This is a genomic window from Gilliamella sp. Pas-s25, assembly GCF_009795885.1.
Classification (GTDB): domain Bacteria; phylum Pseudomonadota; class Gammaproteobacteria; order Enterobacterales; family Orbaceae; genus Gilliamella.
This window is the reverse complement of the sequence record NZ_WTEV01000011.1, coordinates 16337-33132: the sequence shown is the minus strand read 5'-3', so window position 1 is coordinate 33132 and position 16796 is coordinate 16337. Positions and strand designations below refer to the sequence as shown.

The window sequence follows — 16796 nt, the reverse complement described above, 5'->3', positions numbered from 1 at the left end:
ATTACAAATTATTGAGATTTAGAACATCACGCATGTCGTATAAACCAACAGGTTGTTTGGCAAGCCAGAGTGAAGCTCGTACAGCGCCATTAGCGAATGTCATACGGCTGGATGCTTTATGACTAATTTCAACACGTTCACCAATATCGGCAAAAATAGCGGTATGTTCTCCTACTATGTCCCCAGCTCGGATAGTTGCAAAGCCGATAGCACCTTGTGGTCTTTCCCCTGTGTGACCTTCGCGACAGTAAACTGCACGCTCTTTTAAGTTGCAATCAAGTGCATCTGCTATTGCTTCACCCATGGCTAATGCAGTACCAGACGGCGCATCAACCTTATGACGGTGATGCGCTTCAATAATTTCGATATCAGTATAACCGCCCATAATTTTGGTGGCTTTTTCCAATAATTTCAGCACTAAGTTAACACCGACACTGAAGTTTGCCGCAAATACAATGGCAATGTTTTTAGCTGCATCAGCAATAGCTTGTTTACCTGCATCATCAAAACCAGTTGTGCCAATGATTATCATTTTTTTATTTTCAACACAAAAAGCTAAGTGTGCAAGGGTGCCTTCAGGTCGGGTAAAATCGATCAGTACGTCAAATTGGTCTTTAGCTTGTGCTAAATTATCGGTGACTTTAATGCCACACATACCGATCCCAGCAAGTTCACCAGCATCACTACCAATTAGTGATGAACCAGCTCGTTCAAATGCTGCACCTAAGGTAACCCCTTCGATTTGCGAAACAGCTTGGATAAGTTGCCGTCCCATTTTGCCACCAGCGCCAGTTACCGCAATACGAATCATGTTTGTTGACATATAACTTTCCTTAACTTTTTGTGAATGTAGATAAATAAATATTATAGCGGAAAATAAATAACTTATACACATCAGCTAAACTTAAATGCTACAATTTTTGATCCGTTTTCTATAAAAAATAATCAGGAGTTATTATGCGATCTCCATGGTATTTTGGTTGGAATATCGTTATTGCAGCATCTTTTCTCACTTTGCTTTCTAGTGGGTTGAGAATGAGTATGGGTGTTTTTTTCCTACCCATTGCCAATGATCTTGGGTTTAGTCGTAGCGTCCTTTCTGGCATTATTGCTATAGGCATGCTTTTTTCAGGTATCGCAATGCCAATAGCAGGATATTTAGTGGGTAAGTATAGTACTCGTTTTGTCCTAATATTAGGTGCGATCATTATTATTATCTCGACAGTTTGGTCAGCTAACTCAACTGATTATTGGAGCTTTTTACTATCTTTCGGTATTGCATTATCTTTTGGTACTTCTTTTGTGGGGTCAGTTAGCTTTACGTCCATTGTAGCGCGTTGGTTTATTAAACGCAGAGGATTGGCCTTATTTATTTTATCAACAGGAAGTATGGCAGGTATTGCGGTGATGTTACCTGTTTTTGCATTCTTCATTCCTATTTATGGATGGCAAACAACGCTAATTTCGTTTGCTGTGATTTTTATGATTATCGCCTTGCCTATTGCTTTGTTTATTATGAAAGATAATCAATCTGAGATCGAAAATTCTAGTATAGAGCCTGTTATCAATCAAAAAATAGAGCCTAGTATCAAACTTATAGATGTGTTAAAAACACGTCCATTTTGGCAACTGAGTTTTGGGCTTTTTACCTGTGGCTTTAGTATGAATTTATTAGGAACACACGGTGTCCCAATGCTTATCGATCATGGATTTGATCCTATCACCAGTTCTAATGGTATTGGTTTAATTGGTTTAGTCGCTATTTTTAGTACCTTAGTTTTGGGTTATCTATCTGATATAGTACAACGAAAAAACATTTTGATGATGGTTTATTTAATACGAGGCTTAGGTTTTATTGCTCTTGTTTTAGCATCAACTAAATGGCAGCTTTTTACTATTGCAGCAGTGGGTGGTTTGGTTTGGGCTGGCGCTTTGTCAATGTCTGGAGCTATTACAGCAGATATTTATGGTGTAAAAATTGTGGGATTACTTTCTGGATTAACCTATTTGGGGCATCAAATTGGTGCGATGATTGGTTCATGGTTAGGTGGATGGGCTTACGATCACTTACACACTCATTTAGTTGCGTTTGGTACGGCAAGTATTTTATTGTTACTGGCGGCATTTAGCGCCTATCTTCTTCCTAAACAATAATAGTTTAAAACAAATGGACGCCAAGTCGCGTCCATTCTTGCTTATAAAATTTTTAATAATTCAACATCAAAAATTAATGCACTGTATGGTGGAATTGATGCACCAGCACCCTGAGCGCCATAAGCTAACTCTTGAGGAATATATAAACGCCATTTTGAACCTTCAGGCATCAGTTGTAGCGCTTCAACCCAGCCTTGAATTACGCCATTGACAGGAAACTCAGCCGGTTGTCCACGCTCTACTGAGCTATCAAATACAGTACCATCAATCAATTGACCCGTATAATGGACTTGGACGCGATCTGTTGCTTTAGGTAAAGCGCCATCACCTTGTTGGATGATTTCATACTGTAGACCCGATTCAGTTGATTTAATGCCATCTTTCTCAAGATTTTTGGCAAGAAAATCTTTACCTGCTTGAGCAATTTTTTCTGCTTGTTTGGCTTTTTCTTTTGTTGCTTGTTCGTGTACATGGCGTAGTGCATCATGTAGTTCTTGCAAAGGTAGTGCAGGCGGATTACCGGCTAAAACATCTTCTATTGCTTGTTTTAACGCATTAATTTCTAAATTATTTAAGCCTGATTCTTTCAATTGTTGTCCAATTTGTAATCCAATAGCATAACTTGCTTTTTGATCTATTGTTTCTAGTTTCATTTTGTACCTTAATTATTTAAAAAAGCGTCTATTATGACTATATTAAATTGGTGGATACAAGGATAAAAGTCAAGTGATAATTGATATCATTGCTTGACGATAACTTGATTATTAGCTAATTGTTAAAGAATTTATCAATTTGGCTAGCACTCAGGCAAAATATCAGCGATAATATAGCCTATTATTTTTTTAATGGATAAAGTTAGATGCTGTTTCGTAAATTTACCGCCTTTGCAATTGTAACGAGTGTTTTATTAACTGGTTGTTCGGTTGTTGAGCGTTGGGTATATAGACCTGATATCAACCAAGGTAATTATGTGACACAAGATGCCATTGAGCTATTACAAGTTGGTCAAAGTAAAGAGCAGGTTGTATTTATTATGGGATCGCCAATGTTAACTTCTGTTTTTGGCGATAACGTTTGGTATTATGTTTTTCGTCAACAACCGCAGCATGAGGCTGTTAGCCAAAGAACTTATGCTGTATATTTTGATGAAATGGGCATTGTAAAGGATATCAAAAATTCAGAGTTAGCAGGATCTAAATCATTAGAAGAAATGAATAAACAAGGTATATCAGACCCAATTGATACTAAGTCTGAAGATGATAATTCTGAATCTGAATCTTAATCAAAACAAAAACCTCGCTTAAAAACGAGGTTTTTGATTTTTGTTTACCTATTTAAATTTTATACCTATAAAAGAAAGGTAATAGCTTGCAACGATTATTAGTAATAACTACCGTATAAAGTAATAATAGTTTGCATGTATATTATAAAAAGCAGTATTGAAGCGATAAATATAATTAAAAATATTTACAATAGTCGTATATTGAGATATTTGTTTGTTTTGCATCCATTCTTATTATTTATATTGTGGTTTTATTTAAAAACGTCGAGTAAAATAACGGATTTTTAATTGATATCGAGGTTTTTTTGCATAACAGTTCAAGTCTAAATCGTTTTTCCATTGCCCCTATGCTTGATTGGACCGATAAGCATTGCCGCTATTTTCATCGAATTTTAACTAAACAAACATTGCTCTATACCGAAATGGTGACCACTGGCGCGATTTTATTTGGAAAAGGGGATTATTTAGCTTTCAATCATGAAGAGCATCCAGTTAGCTTGCAACTAGGTGGTAGCGATCCTAAAGCATTAGCACAATGTGCAAAATTAGCGCAAGAACGTGGTTATGATGAAATAAATTTAAATGTGGGTTGTCCATCCGATCGTGTACAAAATGGCATGTTTGGTGCTTGTTTAATGGGAAAAGCCGATTTAGTTGCAGACTGTGTTGCACAAATGCAAGATCAGGTGGATATCCCCGTCACAGTAAAAACCCGAATTGGTATTGATCATTTTGATAGTTATGCCTTTTTATGCCAGTTTATTGAAAAAGTCATGCCTTATACCCAAACATTTATTGTACATGCACGCAAAGCGTGGTTATCGGGATTAAGTCCAAAGGAAAATCGGGAAATCCCTCCGCTTGATTATGATCGTGTTTATAAACTCAAACAAGATTATCCCAATTTAACGATAGCCATTAATGGTGGTATTAAAACGATTGACGAAATAAAATATCACTTGCAGTATGTTGATGGTGTGATGATAGGACGAGAAGCATATCAAAACCCACTATTACTTACTGAAATTGATACGCAAATTTTTGGCACAAATACCTCTGTTATCGATCCACTATCTGCCATTCGTGAACTTTACCCTTATATCGAACAGCAGTTAATGCAAGGTGCACAACTTAACCATATTATGCGCCATACTTTAGGTATATTTAATGGACGTAAAGGGGCAAGGCAATGGCGACGTTATCTTAGTGAAAATGCTCATAAAAAAGGAGCTGGGGTTGAGGTAGTAGAACAGGCTTTAACATTCATCCAATAATATTCTATAAAAAAGCAATCATATTCGCTTTATAATGGCGCTAATTGCACATAGCTAGTATATCGTTATATACTAGCCAACAATTTTCTTAATGGTTTTATTCAGTGCGTTTAAATTCAAGTCAACAAAAAGCCGTTGAATATGTTTCAGGACCTTGCCTTGTATTAGCGGGTGCAGGCTCTGGAAAGACTCGGGTTATCATCAACAAAATTGCTTATCTAATTCGTGTTAAAGAATATTTGCCACGCCATATTATTGCCGTCACTTTCACCAACAAAGCAGCACGCGAAATGAAAGAACGCATAGCCCAATCGCTTAGCAAACAAGAAGCCAGAGGGCTAAAAATATCGACATTCCATACCTTAGGGTTAGATATCGTTCGCAAAGAATATACACACCTTGGTATTAAGTCGAACTTTTCATTATTTGACGATCATGACCAAACAGCACTATTAAAAGAGCTCACACAACAATGGTTAGATAATGACAAAGACCTTATCAACCAACTACGTGCCACTATATCAAATTGGAAAAACGACATTATCGACTCAACCACTGCCATGGCAAGGGCACAAACTAACAAAGAAAAGCTCTTTGCACACTGCTATCAACTTTACGAAAAACAACTAAAATCGTGTAGTATTTTAGATTTTGATGATCTCATCTTACTACCTACGCTATTATTAAAAAACAACGAACAAGTCCGCGAAAAGTGGCAAAACAAAGTTCGTTACTTGCTAGTTGACGAGTATCAAGATACTAACACAAGCCAATACGAATTTATCAAATTACTAGTTGGCAACCGAGCCAAATTTACCGTCGTTGGTGATGATGACCAATCTATTTACTCATGGCGAGGTGCAAGGCCACAAAATTTAGTATTACTTAAACAAGATTTTCCAACATTAGAAGTCATCAAACTAGAACAAAATTATCGATCATCGGGTCGAATTTTAAAAGTGGCGAATATTTTAATCGAAAATAATCCACACATCTTTGAAAAAAAACTGTTTTCAGAATTAGGTTATGGCGAAACATTAAAAGTCATTTCTGCTGATAGTGAAGAGCACGAAGCCGAAAAAGTCATTAATGATCTTATTGGTCATCGCTTTGCGCATAACGGTCAATATGGTCAATATGCTATTTTATATCGTGGTAATCATCAGGCTCGACTAATTGAAAAGATGTTAATGCAATATCGCATACCCTATCGAATCTCCGGCGGAACATCGTTTTTTGCGCGAATTGAAATTAAAGACTTAATGGCGTATTTGCGGTTATTAACTAACACTGATGATGACAATGCATTTATTCGCATTATCAACACACCAAAACGAGAAATTGGCCCTGCAACCATCCAAAAACTAGGGGAGTGGGCAAATCACCGCGGTGTCAGCCTATATCAAGCAAGTCATGATATGGGGCTAACTCAACTACTATCAGGCAAGCGCATGGAATCATTACAGGTATTTATCCATTGGTTTGATACGCTTATTCAAAAATCGCAGCATGAACCGATGGACGTGATTTATGAACTACTGCATGGCATCAATTACGAAAGCTGGATTTATGAAACATCCACATCCCCTGCATCAGGGCAAATGCGTATGCGCAATGTCGAACAGCTAGTTAGCTGGTTAAATGACATGTTAAAAGGCGATGATATTGACGAAGCTATGACACTTGAACAAGCCGTTGCCAGATTCACCTTACGAGACATGCTAGAACGTAATGAAACCGAAGAAGAGCTCGATCAAGTTCAGCTTATGACACTGCATGCTTCGAAAGGGTTAGAGTTTCCTTATGTGTATTTGGTGGGCATGTCCGAAGGCTTATTACCCCACCAAAACAGTATTGACGAAGACAACATTGAAGAAGAGCGTCGCCTAGCCTATGTAGGCATTACTCGAGCTCAACAAGTGCTCACATTTTCATTTAGCCGACAACGTAAACAATTTGGAGAGACAATACAAGTCGAACCAAGTCGATTCTTATTAGAACTACCACAAGATGACTTGGCATGGCAAGATCAACGCAACGAACTATCTCCCGAAAAAAAAATGCAACAAGGACAAAGCCGCCTAGCCATGCTAAAAGCGCAGATTGCCAAGGCTAAATAAGCAAATATTAACCATGACAATGTAAGGAATACAAAATATGAAGTTAATAATAAGTGCCATATTAATATTAATCAGTTGTTTCGCGCATGCGATAGACTTTAATTATCACTCTGACAACACGCAGTTTTATCTATTAATCAAACAAATTGAATCTCAAAAAACATTACCTAGGTTAGATACAGCAGAAGGTAAAGCAATTCTTAGAAAATTCACCGATCCCAAACTTATTGGAAATTTTTCAAACGATAAATTAGACGAAAAATTGCAAATCACCAATTATATTAACTATATAGTAGAAATGTATTTAATCTTTTCGCCAAATAAATCAAACGAATTAACGAGCCAAGACCTAACCAATAACCTAAAAAAATTCCAAGCTGAAATCATTCTATTAAGTAATTTTAATATAAAATATTTTGCGGCAATATCACAGCAAGTTAACCAGTTTTATAAAGAACTTCCAGAAGCGGAGAGGGGCGGAGTTATAACATATAGTACAAAAATGATGCAAGAAGAAATGTTAAAATACTATTATGGTGGATTTAAGTGGATGGAACTACCGGACTGTCTAACTGAACAATCCAAACTTAATATTATCACCACTCTAGAACAATCGGCTGAAAATTATGCAAATGTGATAACTGAACAACAAAAGCTACTGATTATCGAAAAGGCTGAAACACTAATAACCCAACAACCAACATTTGAAGCACAGTTTTCACACATTATCGAAGTGATGAAAAAAAGCAAATGCGAAGAACTATGCCAAATAGCCAACAAAAAAAATAAAACACCTGAAAAAATAGAGGAAAATAATTAAAATTAAAAGCGATTAACAAATAAAATGATATATAGTGCTTAAAAAGCGCTATATATCAAATAGTCATCAAATTACTTATGAATTGGCTATATTCATAACCAAAACAAAAAATAAAAACCTAGAATTGGCGATATTTTGACAATCCAATACAATAAACCATTAAAAATCATTGACGGATAGAAATAGCTTTATATAATACACAGCGTCTAATCAACAAATCCAATCCCAGTCTCCTTAGCTCAGCTGGATAGAGCAACGGCCTTCTAAGCCGTAGGTCACAGGTTCGAATCCTGTAGGGGACGCCATTAAAATCAATGAGTTAAATCAATTTCAAATGTTTTATAAAATTTAACTGCTTAAGTTGAATTTTACAGCTTAACTGTGCTTTAATATTTATTTTTCAATAGAATTCAACTTAATTATTATGAAAAGAGATCATGCATTTCTAATTGAATTATTGGATACATTTACAAGTAGTCGTGTATTTCGTCAAAAATTAAAGATAATTGATAAACAGAATATTAGAGGGTGGGAGACATGGCTACAAATTGAGTTTTCTTATTACCTAACTGAGTTAGAAGACAATATTGAGTGGTACAGAGAGTTAAGATGCTTACCTGATAAACGATATGCAGCCATGAAAAATCGGTGTAGCATTATCCCTGATTTTGTTGTGAGGAAAAAAGGTTGGTCACAAAATTATTTTTTATTTATTGAATTTAAACAGAATGCTTCTCCTTCAGATTGTATAAAAAATATGTTTCTTGATTTACAAAAAATACTTAGTATAAAAAAAAATGAAAATATTGATGTTAGATCTTATTGGTGTGTTGGATTTACTAAGAGTAAAAATATTCAAGAACTAAAAGAAAAAATACATAAGTATAATGATGATTGTTATAATGGTTATTATGATATTAAGCAATACTTAACCATCAAAAGAATAGGGCGAACGCCCTATAGCATGATAGCGTTTTAATTCAAGCTAAAGGCGTTCACCAGTTCTACAACAATATGTAGTAGCCTTAAATTTAATCTGACATTTGAATTATTTTATAACACGAAAAGAAGAGTCAGAAATGAATCAAACAGCAAAAATCATTAAACTGTAGGAAAACATCGAGTTTTTTACACTTCATGATTAAAATAATCCTCTAAAAACTCATAAGGCGTTTTCCCCGAAATTGTTTTGTATTATAATAATTTCTACAGTACAGAATTGTTTTATTTCAGTGCTATTAACAAATCTTTCAAAAGATTTCTTGCATTAGTCATTTTTTTATGCGTAAATAGAGCTAAGCATACGACATGCGGATTTATTTTGTAACATTTAGATATATGTAGTTTGTAGTTTACGATGTCTTAGAGATTAGTTTTCTTCAGTATCTTCTTCTTAGTGTTAGTGAGTAATCTAGGTTTTATGTTTTTGAATATAGCCTTAATGGCTAAGATTAATTTATTTATAGGAAGATTATTATGTCTAAGAAAACTGGTCAAGTTAAATGGTTCAACGAAAGTAAAGGTTTTGGTTTTATTTCTCCTGCTGATGGTAGTAAAGATGTATTTGTACATTTTTCAGCAATTTCTGGTGATGGATTCAAAACATTAGGCGAAGGTCAACAAGTAGAATTCTCAATTCAAGACAGCCCTCGTGGTCCTGCGGCAGCAGATGTGACTATTATCTAAGATTTACGCCTTATCTTTTATTATCTTATCAGTAAACATTTACTGATAAGATGTTTAGTAATTAGACTTCCCACCTTAAATCCTTTATCATTAATTAGTTATTTTATAACATAGATTATCATTTTTAGTGATATCATGAATAAACATATGATATAAGGAAAAACAATGACAAAGTTAGTATTATCTATTGCATTATTAGGTCTTTCGTCGTTTGCTATGGCAGATTTATCTGAATCATGTAGTGCTTATTTCGATAAAGTTGACAGCCTAGTGAAAGCTATCCCTGAAGATACAGCAACAAAGCAACAAACTAATATGATAAAGCAAAACTTAGAAAACGCTAAACAACAAATTTCTTCAATGCCAGAAACTAAACAAGAATCAGCTTGTCAACAAGGCATCAATTTACTTAAACAAATTGAGGCAACTTTACTTAAAAAATAAGTGTTTTATAAGCCAATTTATCGTTTATTATGACGAAAATCCCAAGGAGCTATAGGATGTTTATCTTTCCATAGCCCTTTTTTGTTTTGTTTTGCATTTACCTCTAATTTTACCATTATCTTGTTGTCAGCGACTCCTTTATAACGATAAGCCCAAGCGTAACCACTCTCTACCATTTTGGCATTGATATTCACCTCATTAAAAAAGATAGTACCTAAAGTTCTTTTATAGATATCTTTTTTATTTTCTTTAACAGAAACATTTTTACCCGCAATGAGTGAGGCTAAATATCTTCGTGATGCATTACCAAAGGCTTGCCCTATTTCTGGCGCATCAATATCAAGTAATCGAACACGAATTTTTTGCTTTTTTACCGTCAAAATATCTACTGTGTCTCCATCAATTACTTTGACAACTTTACCGCTGAAATCGGCATAAGTTAGTGTATTTGATAAAAAAAATAGAATAATAAAAATCAATAAGTGTTTTAAGTAATTCATGATAAATAAAAAAAGTATAATAATTTGTAGCATTATACATTGATTATTGAAACTTACGACGTTGTGATGATATTTTTACTTGATAGTTAGCCGTTTGTTTCATGACTGTTTCTGTGTTTATACTCTGATAAACAAAATCTAACTTAGCGATGATAAATTATTTTTAATGAGAAAAAGCATTATATTCAGCCATACTTATATTGTGTATGGCTGATTGGAATGAGGAAGATTTTTAAATTAAAAAGTATTGGTATCTTGGAATAAACCTACTTTTAAATCAGATGCTTGGTAAATTAGTTTGCCATCAACAAAAACTTCACCATCACCAATACCCATAATTAATTTGCGGTTAATTACGCGTTTAAAATGGATTTTATAAGTCACTTTTTTATTGGTTGGTAATACTTGTCCGGTGAATTTTACTTCACCAACACCTAAAGCTCGTCCTTTACCTTTACCGCCAATCCAACCTAAATAAAATCCCACTAATTGCCACATAGCATCAAGTCCAAGGCAGCCCGGCATAACTGGATCGTTTTTAAAATGACATTTAAAAAACCATAAATCAGGATTAATATCAAGTTCTGCCTCGACAAAACCTTTGCCAAAATTACCACCGTTTTCATTCATCTCGATAACACGATCCATCATTAACATTAAATCAGATGGTAATGGAGGGCCATCATGGCCAAATAGTTCATTATTTCCTGATTTAATTAAATCTGCTTTATCGTACGATGATTTACGTTCAAATGTCATAAAAAAACCTTTTATTTAATGTAAATTAAAACATGCTTTAAAAAATTGAAAGTTACCTAGCTCTTATTTATTCCATAATGAATAAAATTTTGGGCTAAAGTTTATTGGGTATTGCTACTTTTTGCAATATTTTTGCCATTTAGTTAGCCAACTATCTTGTTTTTTGTCTTGTAATAATACTGCCTGCATACGTGCATGAATTAATTGGTAAAGATTGATACTACTTTTATCTTTATACGGAATACCTGTCAGCAAATAAAGCGCATCAGCAATATGTTCTACTGTCCATATTGAAAACTTCTCTTGTTCAATAGCTTCAATGACTTCATCACTTAAACTTAAATGGCGTTGATTAGTGGCTGGAATAATTACGCCTTGTTGTCCGGTTAAACCTTGCTGTTTACAAACAGCAAAAAATCCTTCAATTTTTTCGTTCACTCCACCAATTGCTTGAACATGACCAAATTGATCCACTGAACCGGTTACAGCCAACTGCTGATCGATAGGTTGCTGTGATAGAGCGCTAATGATTGCACAAAGTCCGGCAAGCGAAGCACTATCACCATCAATTTCACTATAAGATTGCTCAAAAACCAAAGAAGTCGAAAAAGGTAATTGGTGATTAAATGCAAATTCAGACATGATAAAAGCCTGCATTATCATCATTCCTTTTGAATGAATATTACCGGCTAGCTCTGTTTTGCGTTCAATATCAATTAGCTCGCCATCGCCAAAATGGATAAGGCAACTTAACCGCGTCGGTTCACCGATAGCTTTTGGATGTCCGGGGTATTCAATGACTGATAAGCCGTTTATTTGACCAACGACTTGATCTTTCGTATTAATCATTATTTGATCACTAAATATTTCATCATGCACTCTATCTTGCAAATAATCTTCGTGCCATGATTTTTTCTTTATTGCAGTTGTAATTGCTGATTCATCTATTACATTATTTTGCATAAAGTAAGTTGCATTGACTAATAATGAATTAACCCAATCAACCGAAAGGGGTAGGTAATATTGGTCACCAGTATAGCGAGTTGCTTCTTTGTAAATTTTTACAATAGCCGAGCTATCAATATCGGGTAATTGCTGTTTATTGGCAATAAATTTTAAATAGTTAATCCAGTGTTCAAGTTGTTCGGGCGATTTAATCTGTAATTCATTTTCAAACTCAGTGTAAATCGATGTTGAATAAAATTCAGGTTCGAAATCTTGTAATTCGGCTAAACTTAATCTATCTCCGACTAAAATGACACGTAAATCAAGTGGCATAGGCGGAATAGATAAGGGTAAAGGATGAGATTCGTCAGATGAACTCCACTCAAACTCTTGTTTTATTACCATTTGCTTTAGCTTTGTCCATAACGATGGTTGGCTAAGTAGCGAGCGAAGACCTAAAATCAAAACGCCACCATTAGCACGATGAACTAATCCTGCTTGTAATTTAATTGGACCATTTTCAGGTTGTCTAACACAACCGAAAAGTTTTTCAGCATCAACAGAAGAAGCAAATAAGCAATTGTCTTGAGCTGCAAAATTATCTTGCTTGCTTTTTGCTTCGGTTAGTGTAATTTTGCTTTCGCTAAAAAAATAACTATAACCGAGCGGGGCTGGTGATAAATCACATTTAATGGCTCGCCTTAGTAAATCAAAAAGAAGCTCACTTTCAGGCGCTTTAAGCAATATAAAACGTGGGCTATAACATTCTCTTTTTGGGGTGCATAACAGGGATAAAGCAGATGCAGCGCGAGGTTGCCACATAAGTAAATGTTCTGATTTTTCTGATGCTAATACTGTTGAAGTATTCGTCGTGTTTTTGCTTTTAGAAAAATAAGATAAATCAGGTTGGATTTGTTGTGCGTTGAGTTGTGTAATGGCCAAAATTATTGTCTTTTTGTTAGCTTATTTCATTTTCAAATTATAACAAGTATCCGAAGTATCGCCAACAGCTTACCAAATTCTTTATGCTAACAAATAAAAAATTTACAGAAAGATTTTTCAAAATCAGGTAAACTAAGTCAAAATTTATTGTTTATTTAGCTTCACTATCACCATTATCAACGACTAAACATGCTCAAAATCAAAAATACTTACTTCAAAGACGATCGTGCCTCACAAATTGTTAGCTGGGGGCATTGGTTTACGTTGTTTAATATTTTTGTTGTAATTTTGCTTGGTAGTCAATATTTACTTATTGCGGATTGGCCTCGTACTTTTATGGGGCGGTTTTATGCAATCATTAGCGCCATTGGTCATTTTAGTTATTTGGCCTTTGTTGCTTATTTGGTTCTACTTTTTCCGCTAAGCTTTTTTATTCATTCGTCTCGTTGGCAAAGGATTATTGCAACGGTTTTTGCAACAGTCGGTATTTCATTACTGATTATTGATATTGAAGTTTTTTCGCATTTTAGAATGCATCTTAATTTGTCGATTTGGCAATTATTCTCATCGCAAAAAGTTTCTTATTTAAGTACGGTATTTATTGCCATTCCCTTTATTTTATTGATTGAGATTTTATTTGCATTATGGAGCTGGAAAAAACTACGTAGCTTAAGTAAACGCAAACGCTATGCAAGACCAGTTGTGATTTTTTTTATTGTTTGCTTCGTTGCCTCACATTTGATCCATAGCTGGGCTGATGCTAATTTTTATCGCCCCATTACCATGCAACGCTCAAGCCTTCCGCTTTCTTATCCTTTAACTGCTCGCCATTTTCTTGAACGGTATGGCTTTATGAAAGAAAACGGTTATCGCGATCGAGTTGCTCAAGAAGGCAATCCTTTTGCGATGGCAATTGAATACCCATTAGGCCACATTGTTTACGATAAACAACCGATAAAAAATAATGTGCTTATGATTGTTATTGATGGGTGGAATACAAACTTATTAACTAAACATATGCCTAGATTGAATGCGTTTGCTCAAGATAATATTGCCTTTACAAATCATTATGGTGCAAGTAATCAGTCGTATTTGAATGATTTTTCATTATTTTACGGATTAGATCCTAATTACTACAATAGTATTTTAGTTGGACATAAGCCTTCTGTATTGCTCGATGTTGTGACTAAACAGCATTATAATTTAGGTCTGTTTTCAGCAGACGGTTTTGCTGAGCCTTTATATCGTTCTGCATTATTATCTAATTTTTCAATACCAGAGCCTAAAAAACAATCCAATAAACAAATAACTGAAAATTGGAGAGCATGGCATGAGGAACAGAATCATCTTGATAATCATGCACCTTTATTTTCTATCATCCAATATTCGTTAGGTGATAAAAACAAAAAAATTGCGATATCTGATCTTCAAACTGAAGCTAAAAAGTTAGATCAGTATATTGAATCCTTAATTGCTTATTTAAGATTATCGAATGCTTACGATGATACGGTGATTATTATTACTGGTACGAATGATATTAAAATTGATGAAGCGAAAAAAATAGCACTACGCAATACAGGTAGTGATTTTAACCGTGCATCATTAAAAGTACCATTGATTATGTCATGGCCTAATAAAGAAAGTGCTCAAATAACGCAAGCATCCTCGCAAACCGATATTATGTGCACATTAATGCAAGACGTATTTCATGTGACTACGCCACCACAGCAATATAATCAAGGTAGAAATCTACTTAAGGGAAAATCTAGACAATGGCTCGTTGCGGGTGATGAAAATAGCATTGCAGCAATTTATGATGATAAAACGGTAGTTTTAGATGCCTTTGGTCGTTCTAAGATTTATGATTCTAATGGTAAATTACAAAAAGGCGAAAAAATCAGCTTGCCGGTCTTTTTACAAATAGTCACTGAAAATCGCCGTTTTATGGTCGTAGATAATTGATTTAGCTTTTGAGTAGAACAATAAAAAGAGGGTGAAGATTACTTCACCTCTTTACCCATTGCCTGTAAATCAGCATGATAAGATGAACGTACAAATGGTCCACAAGCAGCATGGGTAAAGCCCATATTTAATGCTGTTTGCTTCAATTCTTCAAATTCTTGTGGTGACACATAACGTTCAACTGGTAAATGATATTTACTTGGTTGTAAATATTGACCTAGTGTCAACATAGTTACACCATGACTACGTAAATCTTTTAATACTTGAATTAACTCTTCGTTTGTTTCACCCAGCCCAACCATCAAGCCCGATTTTGTTGGAATTTCTGGATGCCGCTCTTTAAAACTAGCCAGTAATTTAAGTGATCCTTCATAGTTAGCACCAGGGCGAATCTTTTTATATAAACGTGGGATGTTTTCTAAGTTATGATTAAACACATCAGGCGGATTACCGCTTAACACTTCAATTGCTTCATCAATACAACCACGAAAGTCGGGTGTGAGTGTTTCAACTTTTATATTTGGATTTAAGGTTCGGATTTCTTGAGTACAAGAGGCAAAATGACTGGCACCACCATCTTTTAAATCATCCCTATCTACAGAAGTAATAACAACATAGCGTAGCTTCATTTCCTGAATTGTTTTAGCTAGTTTTATCGGTTCTTCTCGATCGGGTGGTAATGGTCTGCCATGGGCAACATCACAAAATGGACAACGGCGAGTACAAATATCGCCCAAAATCATAAAAGTGGCTGTACCATGGTTAAAGCATTCAGCTAAGTTAGGACAAGAGGCTTCTTCACAAACTGAATGCAAACCATGTTTGCGCATGGTATTTTTGATATGTGCAATATTATCAGAGTGAGCTGATAATTTAATTCGCATCCATTCAGGTTTTTTTAGTGGCGTTGCATCTTCTAATGTGATTGTTGGAATTAAGCGTGTTTTGTCAGCATCACGATATTTTGAGCTTCTGATCGTTGTTTCATTATTTTGCATATTAGGTATCTTAATACTTAGGTAGATGATTAATAAAATTATCGGTTAATTGTTGTTTAATTTCGTTGCGGTCAATATTAAAAACATAGTCTTTTAATTGTGTCATTTGTAATCCAGCATAACCACAAGGGTTAATGTTATTGAACGGGGTAAGATCCATATCAATATTTAAGGCTAGTCCATGTAGGGTGCAACCTCGATTTATATGTAAACCAAGCGAACAAATTTTTTTATGATCAATATACACACCTGGAGCGTCTGCTTTTGTGTAAGCTATGATACCATAGTGTGCTAAAGTTTGGATGACACTATTTTCTAAAAAACTTACCATATCACGAATACCAATATGGCGTCTTCTTAAGTCAATTAGAGTATACATGATTTGTTGACCGGGGGCATGATAAGTAATTTGACCGCCGCGATCAGTTTGAATAACAGGAATATCTGTACAATTTAATAAATGTTCAGCTTTTCCCACTTTTCCTTGGGTAAATACAGGTTGATGTTCGACTAACCAAATTTCATCAAGTGTTTGTGCATGACGATTTTGGGTAAAGTCATGCATAGCTTGATAAGTTTGCATATAGGGAACAATATGTAGGTCTTGGACGATAACATTATTAATGCTCATAGTATTGCTTATTGTCATTGGGTATTAACAAAAAATTTATGAATATATATCAGATTTTACTACAATTTGACAACTTGTAGATGACTTCGGTATAGACATTCTAGCTATTTTTTTGTATTTATTCATTAGTAAAATTTGGTTTTTATCAAACAACTAACACTGTTTTAAATAATACCATTGAAATAGTTGATTAATTTGATAGGAATTAACATGCTTTTCTAAGCTTTGGTTTGCTTTACTTTTTTTTTGAAAATGGCAGACTTATGCGGTGAAACTCCA

At 34.7% G+C, this 16796-nt stretch carries 16 protein-coding genes and 1 tRNA gene; 10 read left to right on the top strand and 7 right to left on the bottom strand.

The window, feature by feature from the left end; genetic code table 11:
- Position 1: 1 nt before the first annotated feature.
- Positions 2 to 823 (bottom strand): 4-hydroxy-tetrahydrodipicolinate reductase, encoded by an 822-nt coding sequence (dapB, locus tag GQ593_RS06855; RefSeq protein ID WP_160431369.1) that lies wholly within the window; start codon positions 821 to 823, stop codon positions 2 to 4.
- A gap of 134 nt (positions 824 to 957) precedes the next feature.
- Here dapB and GQ593_RS06850 point away from each other — a divergent pair, with 134 nt between their 5' ends.
- On the top strand, positions 958 to 2154 hold the full coding sequence (locus GQ593_RS06850; RefSeq protein WP_160431368.1) for an MFS transporter: 1197 nt from the start codon (positions 958 to 960) through the stop codon (positions 2152 to 2154).
- Between the two features lie 41 nt (positions 2155 to 2195).
- Here GQ593_RS06850 and GQ593_RS06845 read toward each other — a convergent pair whose 3' ends face one another.
- The gene (locus GQ593_RS06845; protein WP_160431367.1) at positions 2196 to 2807 is read right to left on the bottom strand and encodes an FKBP-type peptidyl-prolyl cis-trans isomerase; all 612 of its coding nucleotides are present in this window, start codon (positions 2805 to 2807) and stop codon (positions 2196 to 2198) included.
- Between the two features lie 206 nt (positions 2808 to 3013).
- Between GQ593_RS06845 and bamE the strand changes: the two genes are divergently transcribed.
- The 8 genes from bamE to GQ593_RS06805 all read left to right on the top strand — a co-directional run bounded on the left by bamE (position 3014) and on the right by GQ593_RS06805 (position 9780).
- Positions 3014 to 3436: an outer membrane protein assembly factor BamE gene (gene bamE / locus GQ593_RS06840; protein WP_160431366.1), complete on the top strand. Its 423-nt coding sequence runs from the start codon at positions 3014 to 3016 to the stop codon at positions 3434 to 3436.
- 347 nt (positions 3437 to 3783) lie between these two features.
- Positions 3784 to 4710: a tRNA dihydrouridine(20/20a) synthase DusA gene (gene dusA / locus GQ593_RS06835; RefSeq protein ID WP_160431402.1), complete on the top strand. Its 927-nt coding sequence runs from the start codon at positions 3784 to 3786 to the stop codon at positions 4708 to 4710.
- Between the two features lie 104 nt (positions 4711 to 4814).
- On the top strand, positions 4815 to 6830 hold the full coding sequence (gene rep / locus GQ593_RS06830) for a DNA helicase Rep (protein ID WP_160431365.1): 2016 nt from the start codon (positions 4815 to 4817) through the stop codon (positions 6828 to 6830).
- A gap of 37 nt (positions 6831 to 6867) precedes the next feature.
- The gene (locus tag GQ593_RS06825) at positions 6868 to 7650 is read left to right on the top strand and encodes a hypothetical protein (RefSeq protein ID WP_160431364.1); all 783 of its coding nucleotides are present in this window, start codon (positions 6868 to 6870) and stop codon (positions 7648 to 7650) included.
- A gap of 228 nt (positions 7651 to 7878) precedes the next feature.
- Positions 7879 to 7955: transfer RNA gene (locus GQ593_RS06820), tRNA-Arg, on the top strand.
- Between the two features lie 119 nt (positions 7956 to 8074).
- Positions 8075 to 8629: a hypothetical protein gene (locus GQ593_RS06815; protein ID WP_160431363.1), complete on the top strand. Its 555-nt coding sequence runs from the start codon at positions 8075 to 8077 to the stop codon at positions 8627 to 8629.
- Positions 8630 to 9126: 497 nt separating this feature from the next.
- Positions 9127 to 9336, top strand: coding sequence for a transcription antiterminator/RNA stability regulator CspE (gene cspE / locus GQ593_RS06810; RefSeq protein WP_034909833.1), 210 nt, complete (start codon positions 9127 to 9129; stop codon positions 9334 to 9336).
- Positions 9337 to 9501: 165 nt separating this feature from the next.
- Positions 9502 to 9780, top strand: coding sequence for a DUF5339 domain-containing protein (locus GQ593_RS06805; RefSeq protein WP_160431362.1), 279 nt, complete (start codon positions 9502 to 9504; stop codon positions 9778 to 9780).
- 17 nt (positions 9781 to 9797) lie between these two features.
- Here GQ593_RS06805 and GQ593_RS06800 read toward each other — a convergent pair whose 3' ends face one another.
- The 3 genes from GQ593_RS06800 to GQ593_RS06790 all read right to left on the bottom strand — a co-directional run bounded on the left by GQ593_RS06800 (position 9798) and on the right by GQ593_RS06790 (position 12926).
- Entirely contained in the window at positions 9798 to 10280 is a 483-nt protein-coding gene (locus tag GQ593_RS06800; RefSeq protein WP_160431361.1) for a thermonuclease family protein, read from the bottom strand.
- Between the two features lie 237 nt (positions 10281 to 10517).
- Positions 10518 to 11039 (bottom strand): bifunctional 3-hydroxydecanoyl-ACP dehydratase/trans-2-decenoyl-ACP isomerase, encoded by a 522-nt coding sequence (gene fabA / locus GQ593_RS06795; RefSeq protein ID WP_065581835.1) that lies wholly within the window; start codon positions 11037 to 11039, stop codon positions 10518 to 10520.
- Positions 11040 to 11153: 114 nt separating this feature from the next.
- Entirely contained in the window at positions 11154 to 12926 is a 1773-nt protein-coding gene (locus GQ593_RS06790; protein ID WP_202115401.1) for an AAA family ATPase, read from the bottom strand.
- Positions 12927 to 13115: 189 nt separating this feature from the next.
- Between GQ593_RS06790 and GQ593_RS06785 the strand changes: the two genes are divergently transcribed.
- Positions 13116 to 14888 (top strand): DUF3413 domain-containing protein, encoded by a 1773-nt coding sequence (locus tag GQ593_RS06785; RefSeq protein WP_160431360.1) that lies wholly within the window; start codon positions 13116 to 13118, stop codon positions 14886 to 14888.
- 38 nt (positions 14889 to 14926) lie between these two features.
- Here the strand turns inward: GQ593_RS06785 and lipA are convergent, their stop codons facing one another.
- Together lipA and lipB are read right to left on the bottom strand one after the other, a co-directional pair.
- Positions 14927 to 15886, bottom strand: a complete 960-nt coding sequence (gene lipA / locus GQ593_RS06780) for a lipoyl synthase (RefSeq protein ID WP_160431359.1) — start codon at positions 15884 to 15886, stop codon at positions 14927 to 14929.
- A gap of 10 nt (positions 15887 to 15896) precedes the next feature.
- On the bottom strand, positions 15897 to 16517 hold the full coding sequence (lipB, locus tag GQ593_RS06775; protein WP_160431358.1) for a lipoyl(octanoyl) transferase LipB: 621 nt from the start codon (positions 16515 to 16517) through the stop codon (positions 15897 to 15899).
- Positions 16518 to 16796 lie beyond the last annotated feature (279 nt).

What these genes read in the sequence shown, in the direction of transcription:
- lipA (WP_160431359.1), bottom strand. Translation starts at nt 15,886, where the DNA reads ATGCAAAATAATGAAACAACGATCAGAAGCTCAAAATATCGTGATGCT.
- GQ593_RS06815 (WP_160431363.1), top strand. Translation starts at nt 8,075, where the DNA reads ATGAAAAGAGATCATGCATTTCTAATTGAATTATTGGATACATTTACA.
- bamE (WP_160431366.1), top strand. Translation starts at nt 3,014, where the DNA reads ATGCTGTTTCGTAAATTTACCGCCTTTGCAATTGTAACGAGTGTTTTA.
- cspE (WP_034909833.1), top strand. Translation starts at nt 9,127, where the DNA reads ATGTCTAAGAAAACTGGTCAAGTTAAATGGTTCAACGAAAGTAAAGGT.
- dapB (WP_160431369.1), bottom strand. Translation starts at nt 823, where the DNA reads ATGTCAACAAACATGATTCGTATTGCGGTAACTGGCGCTGGTGGCAAA.
- dusA (WP_160431402.1), top strand. Translation starts at nt 3,784, where the DNA reads ATGCTTGATTGGACCGATAAGCATTGCCGCTATTTTCATCGAATTTTA.
- fabA (WP_065581835.1), bottom strand. Translation starts at nt 11,039, where the DNA reads ATGACATTTGAACGTAAATCATCGTACGATAAAGCAGATTTAATTAAA.
- GQ593_RS06845 (WP_160431367.1), bottom strand. Translation starts at nt 2,807, where the DNA reads ATGAAACTAGAAACAATAGATCAAAAAGCAAGTTATGCTATTGGATTA.
- GQ593_RS06825 (WP_160431364.1), top strand. Translation starts at nt 6,868, where the DNA reads ATGAAGTTAATAATAAGTGCCATATTAATATTAATCAGTTGTTTCGCG.
- lipB (WP_160431358.1), bottom strand. Translation starts at nt 16,517, where the DNA reads ATGAGCATTAATAATGTTATCGTCCAAGACCTACATATTGTTCCCTAT.
- GQ593_RS06850 (WP_160431368.1), top strand. Translation starts at nt 958, where the DNA reads ATGCGATCTCCATGGTATTTTGGTTGGAATATCGTTATTGCAGCATCT.
- GQ593_RS06800 (WP_160431361.1), bottom strand. Translation starts at nt 10,280, where the DNA reads ATGAATTACTTAAAACACTTATTGATTTTTATTATTCTATTTTTTTTA.
- GQ593_RS06805 (WP_160431362.1), top strand. Translation starts at nt 9,502, where the DNA reads ATGACAAAGTTAGTATTATCTATTGCATTATTAGGTCTTTCGTCGTTT.
- GQ593_RS06785 (WP_160431360.1), top strand. Translation starts at nt 13,116, where the DNA reads ATGCTCAAAATCAAAAATACTTACTTCAAAGACGATCGTGCCTCACAA.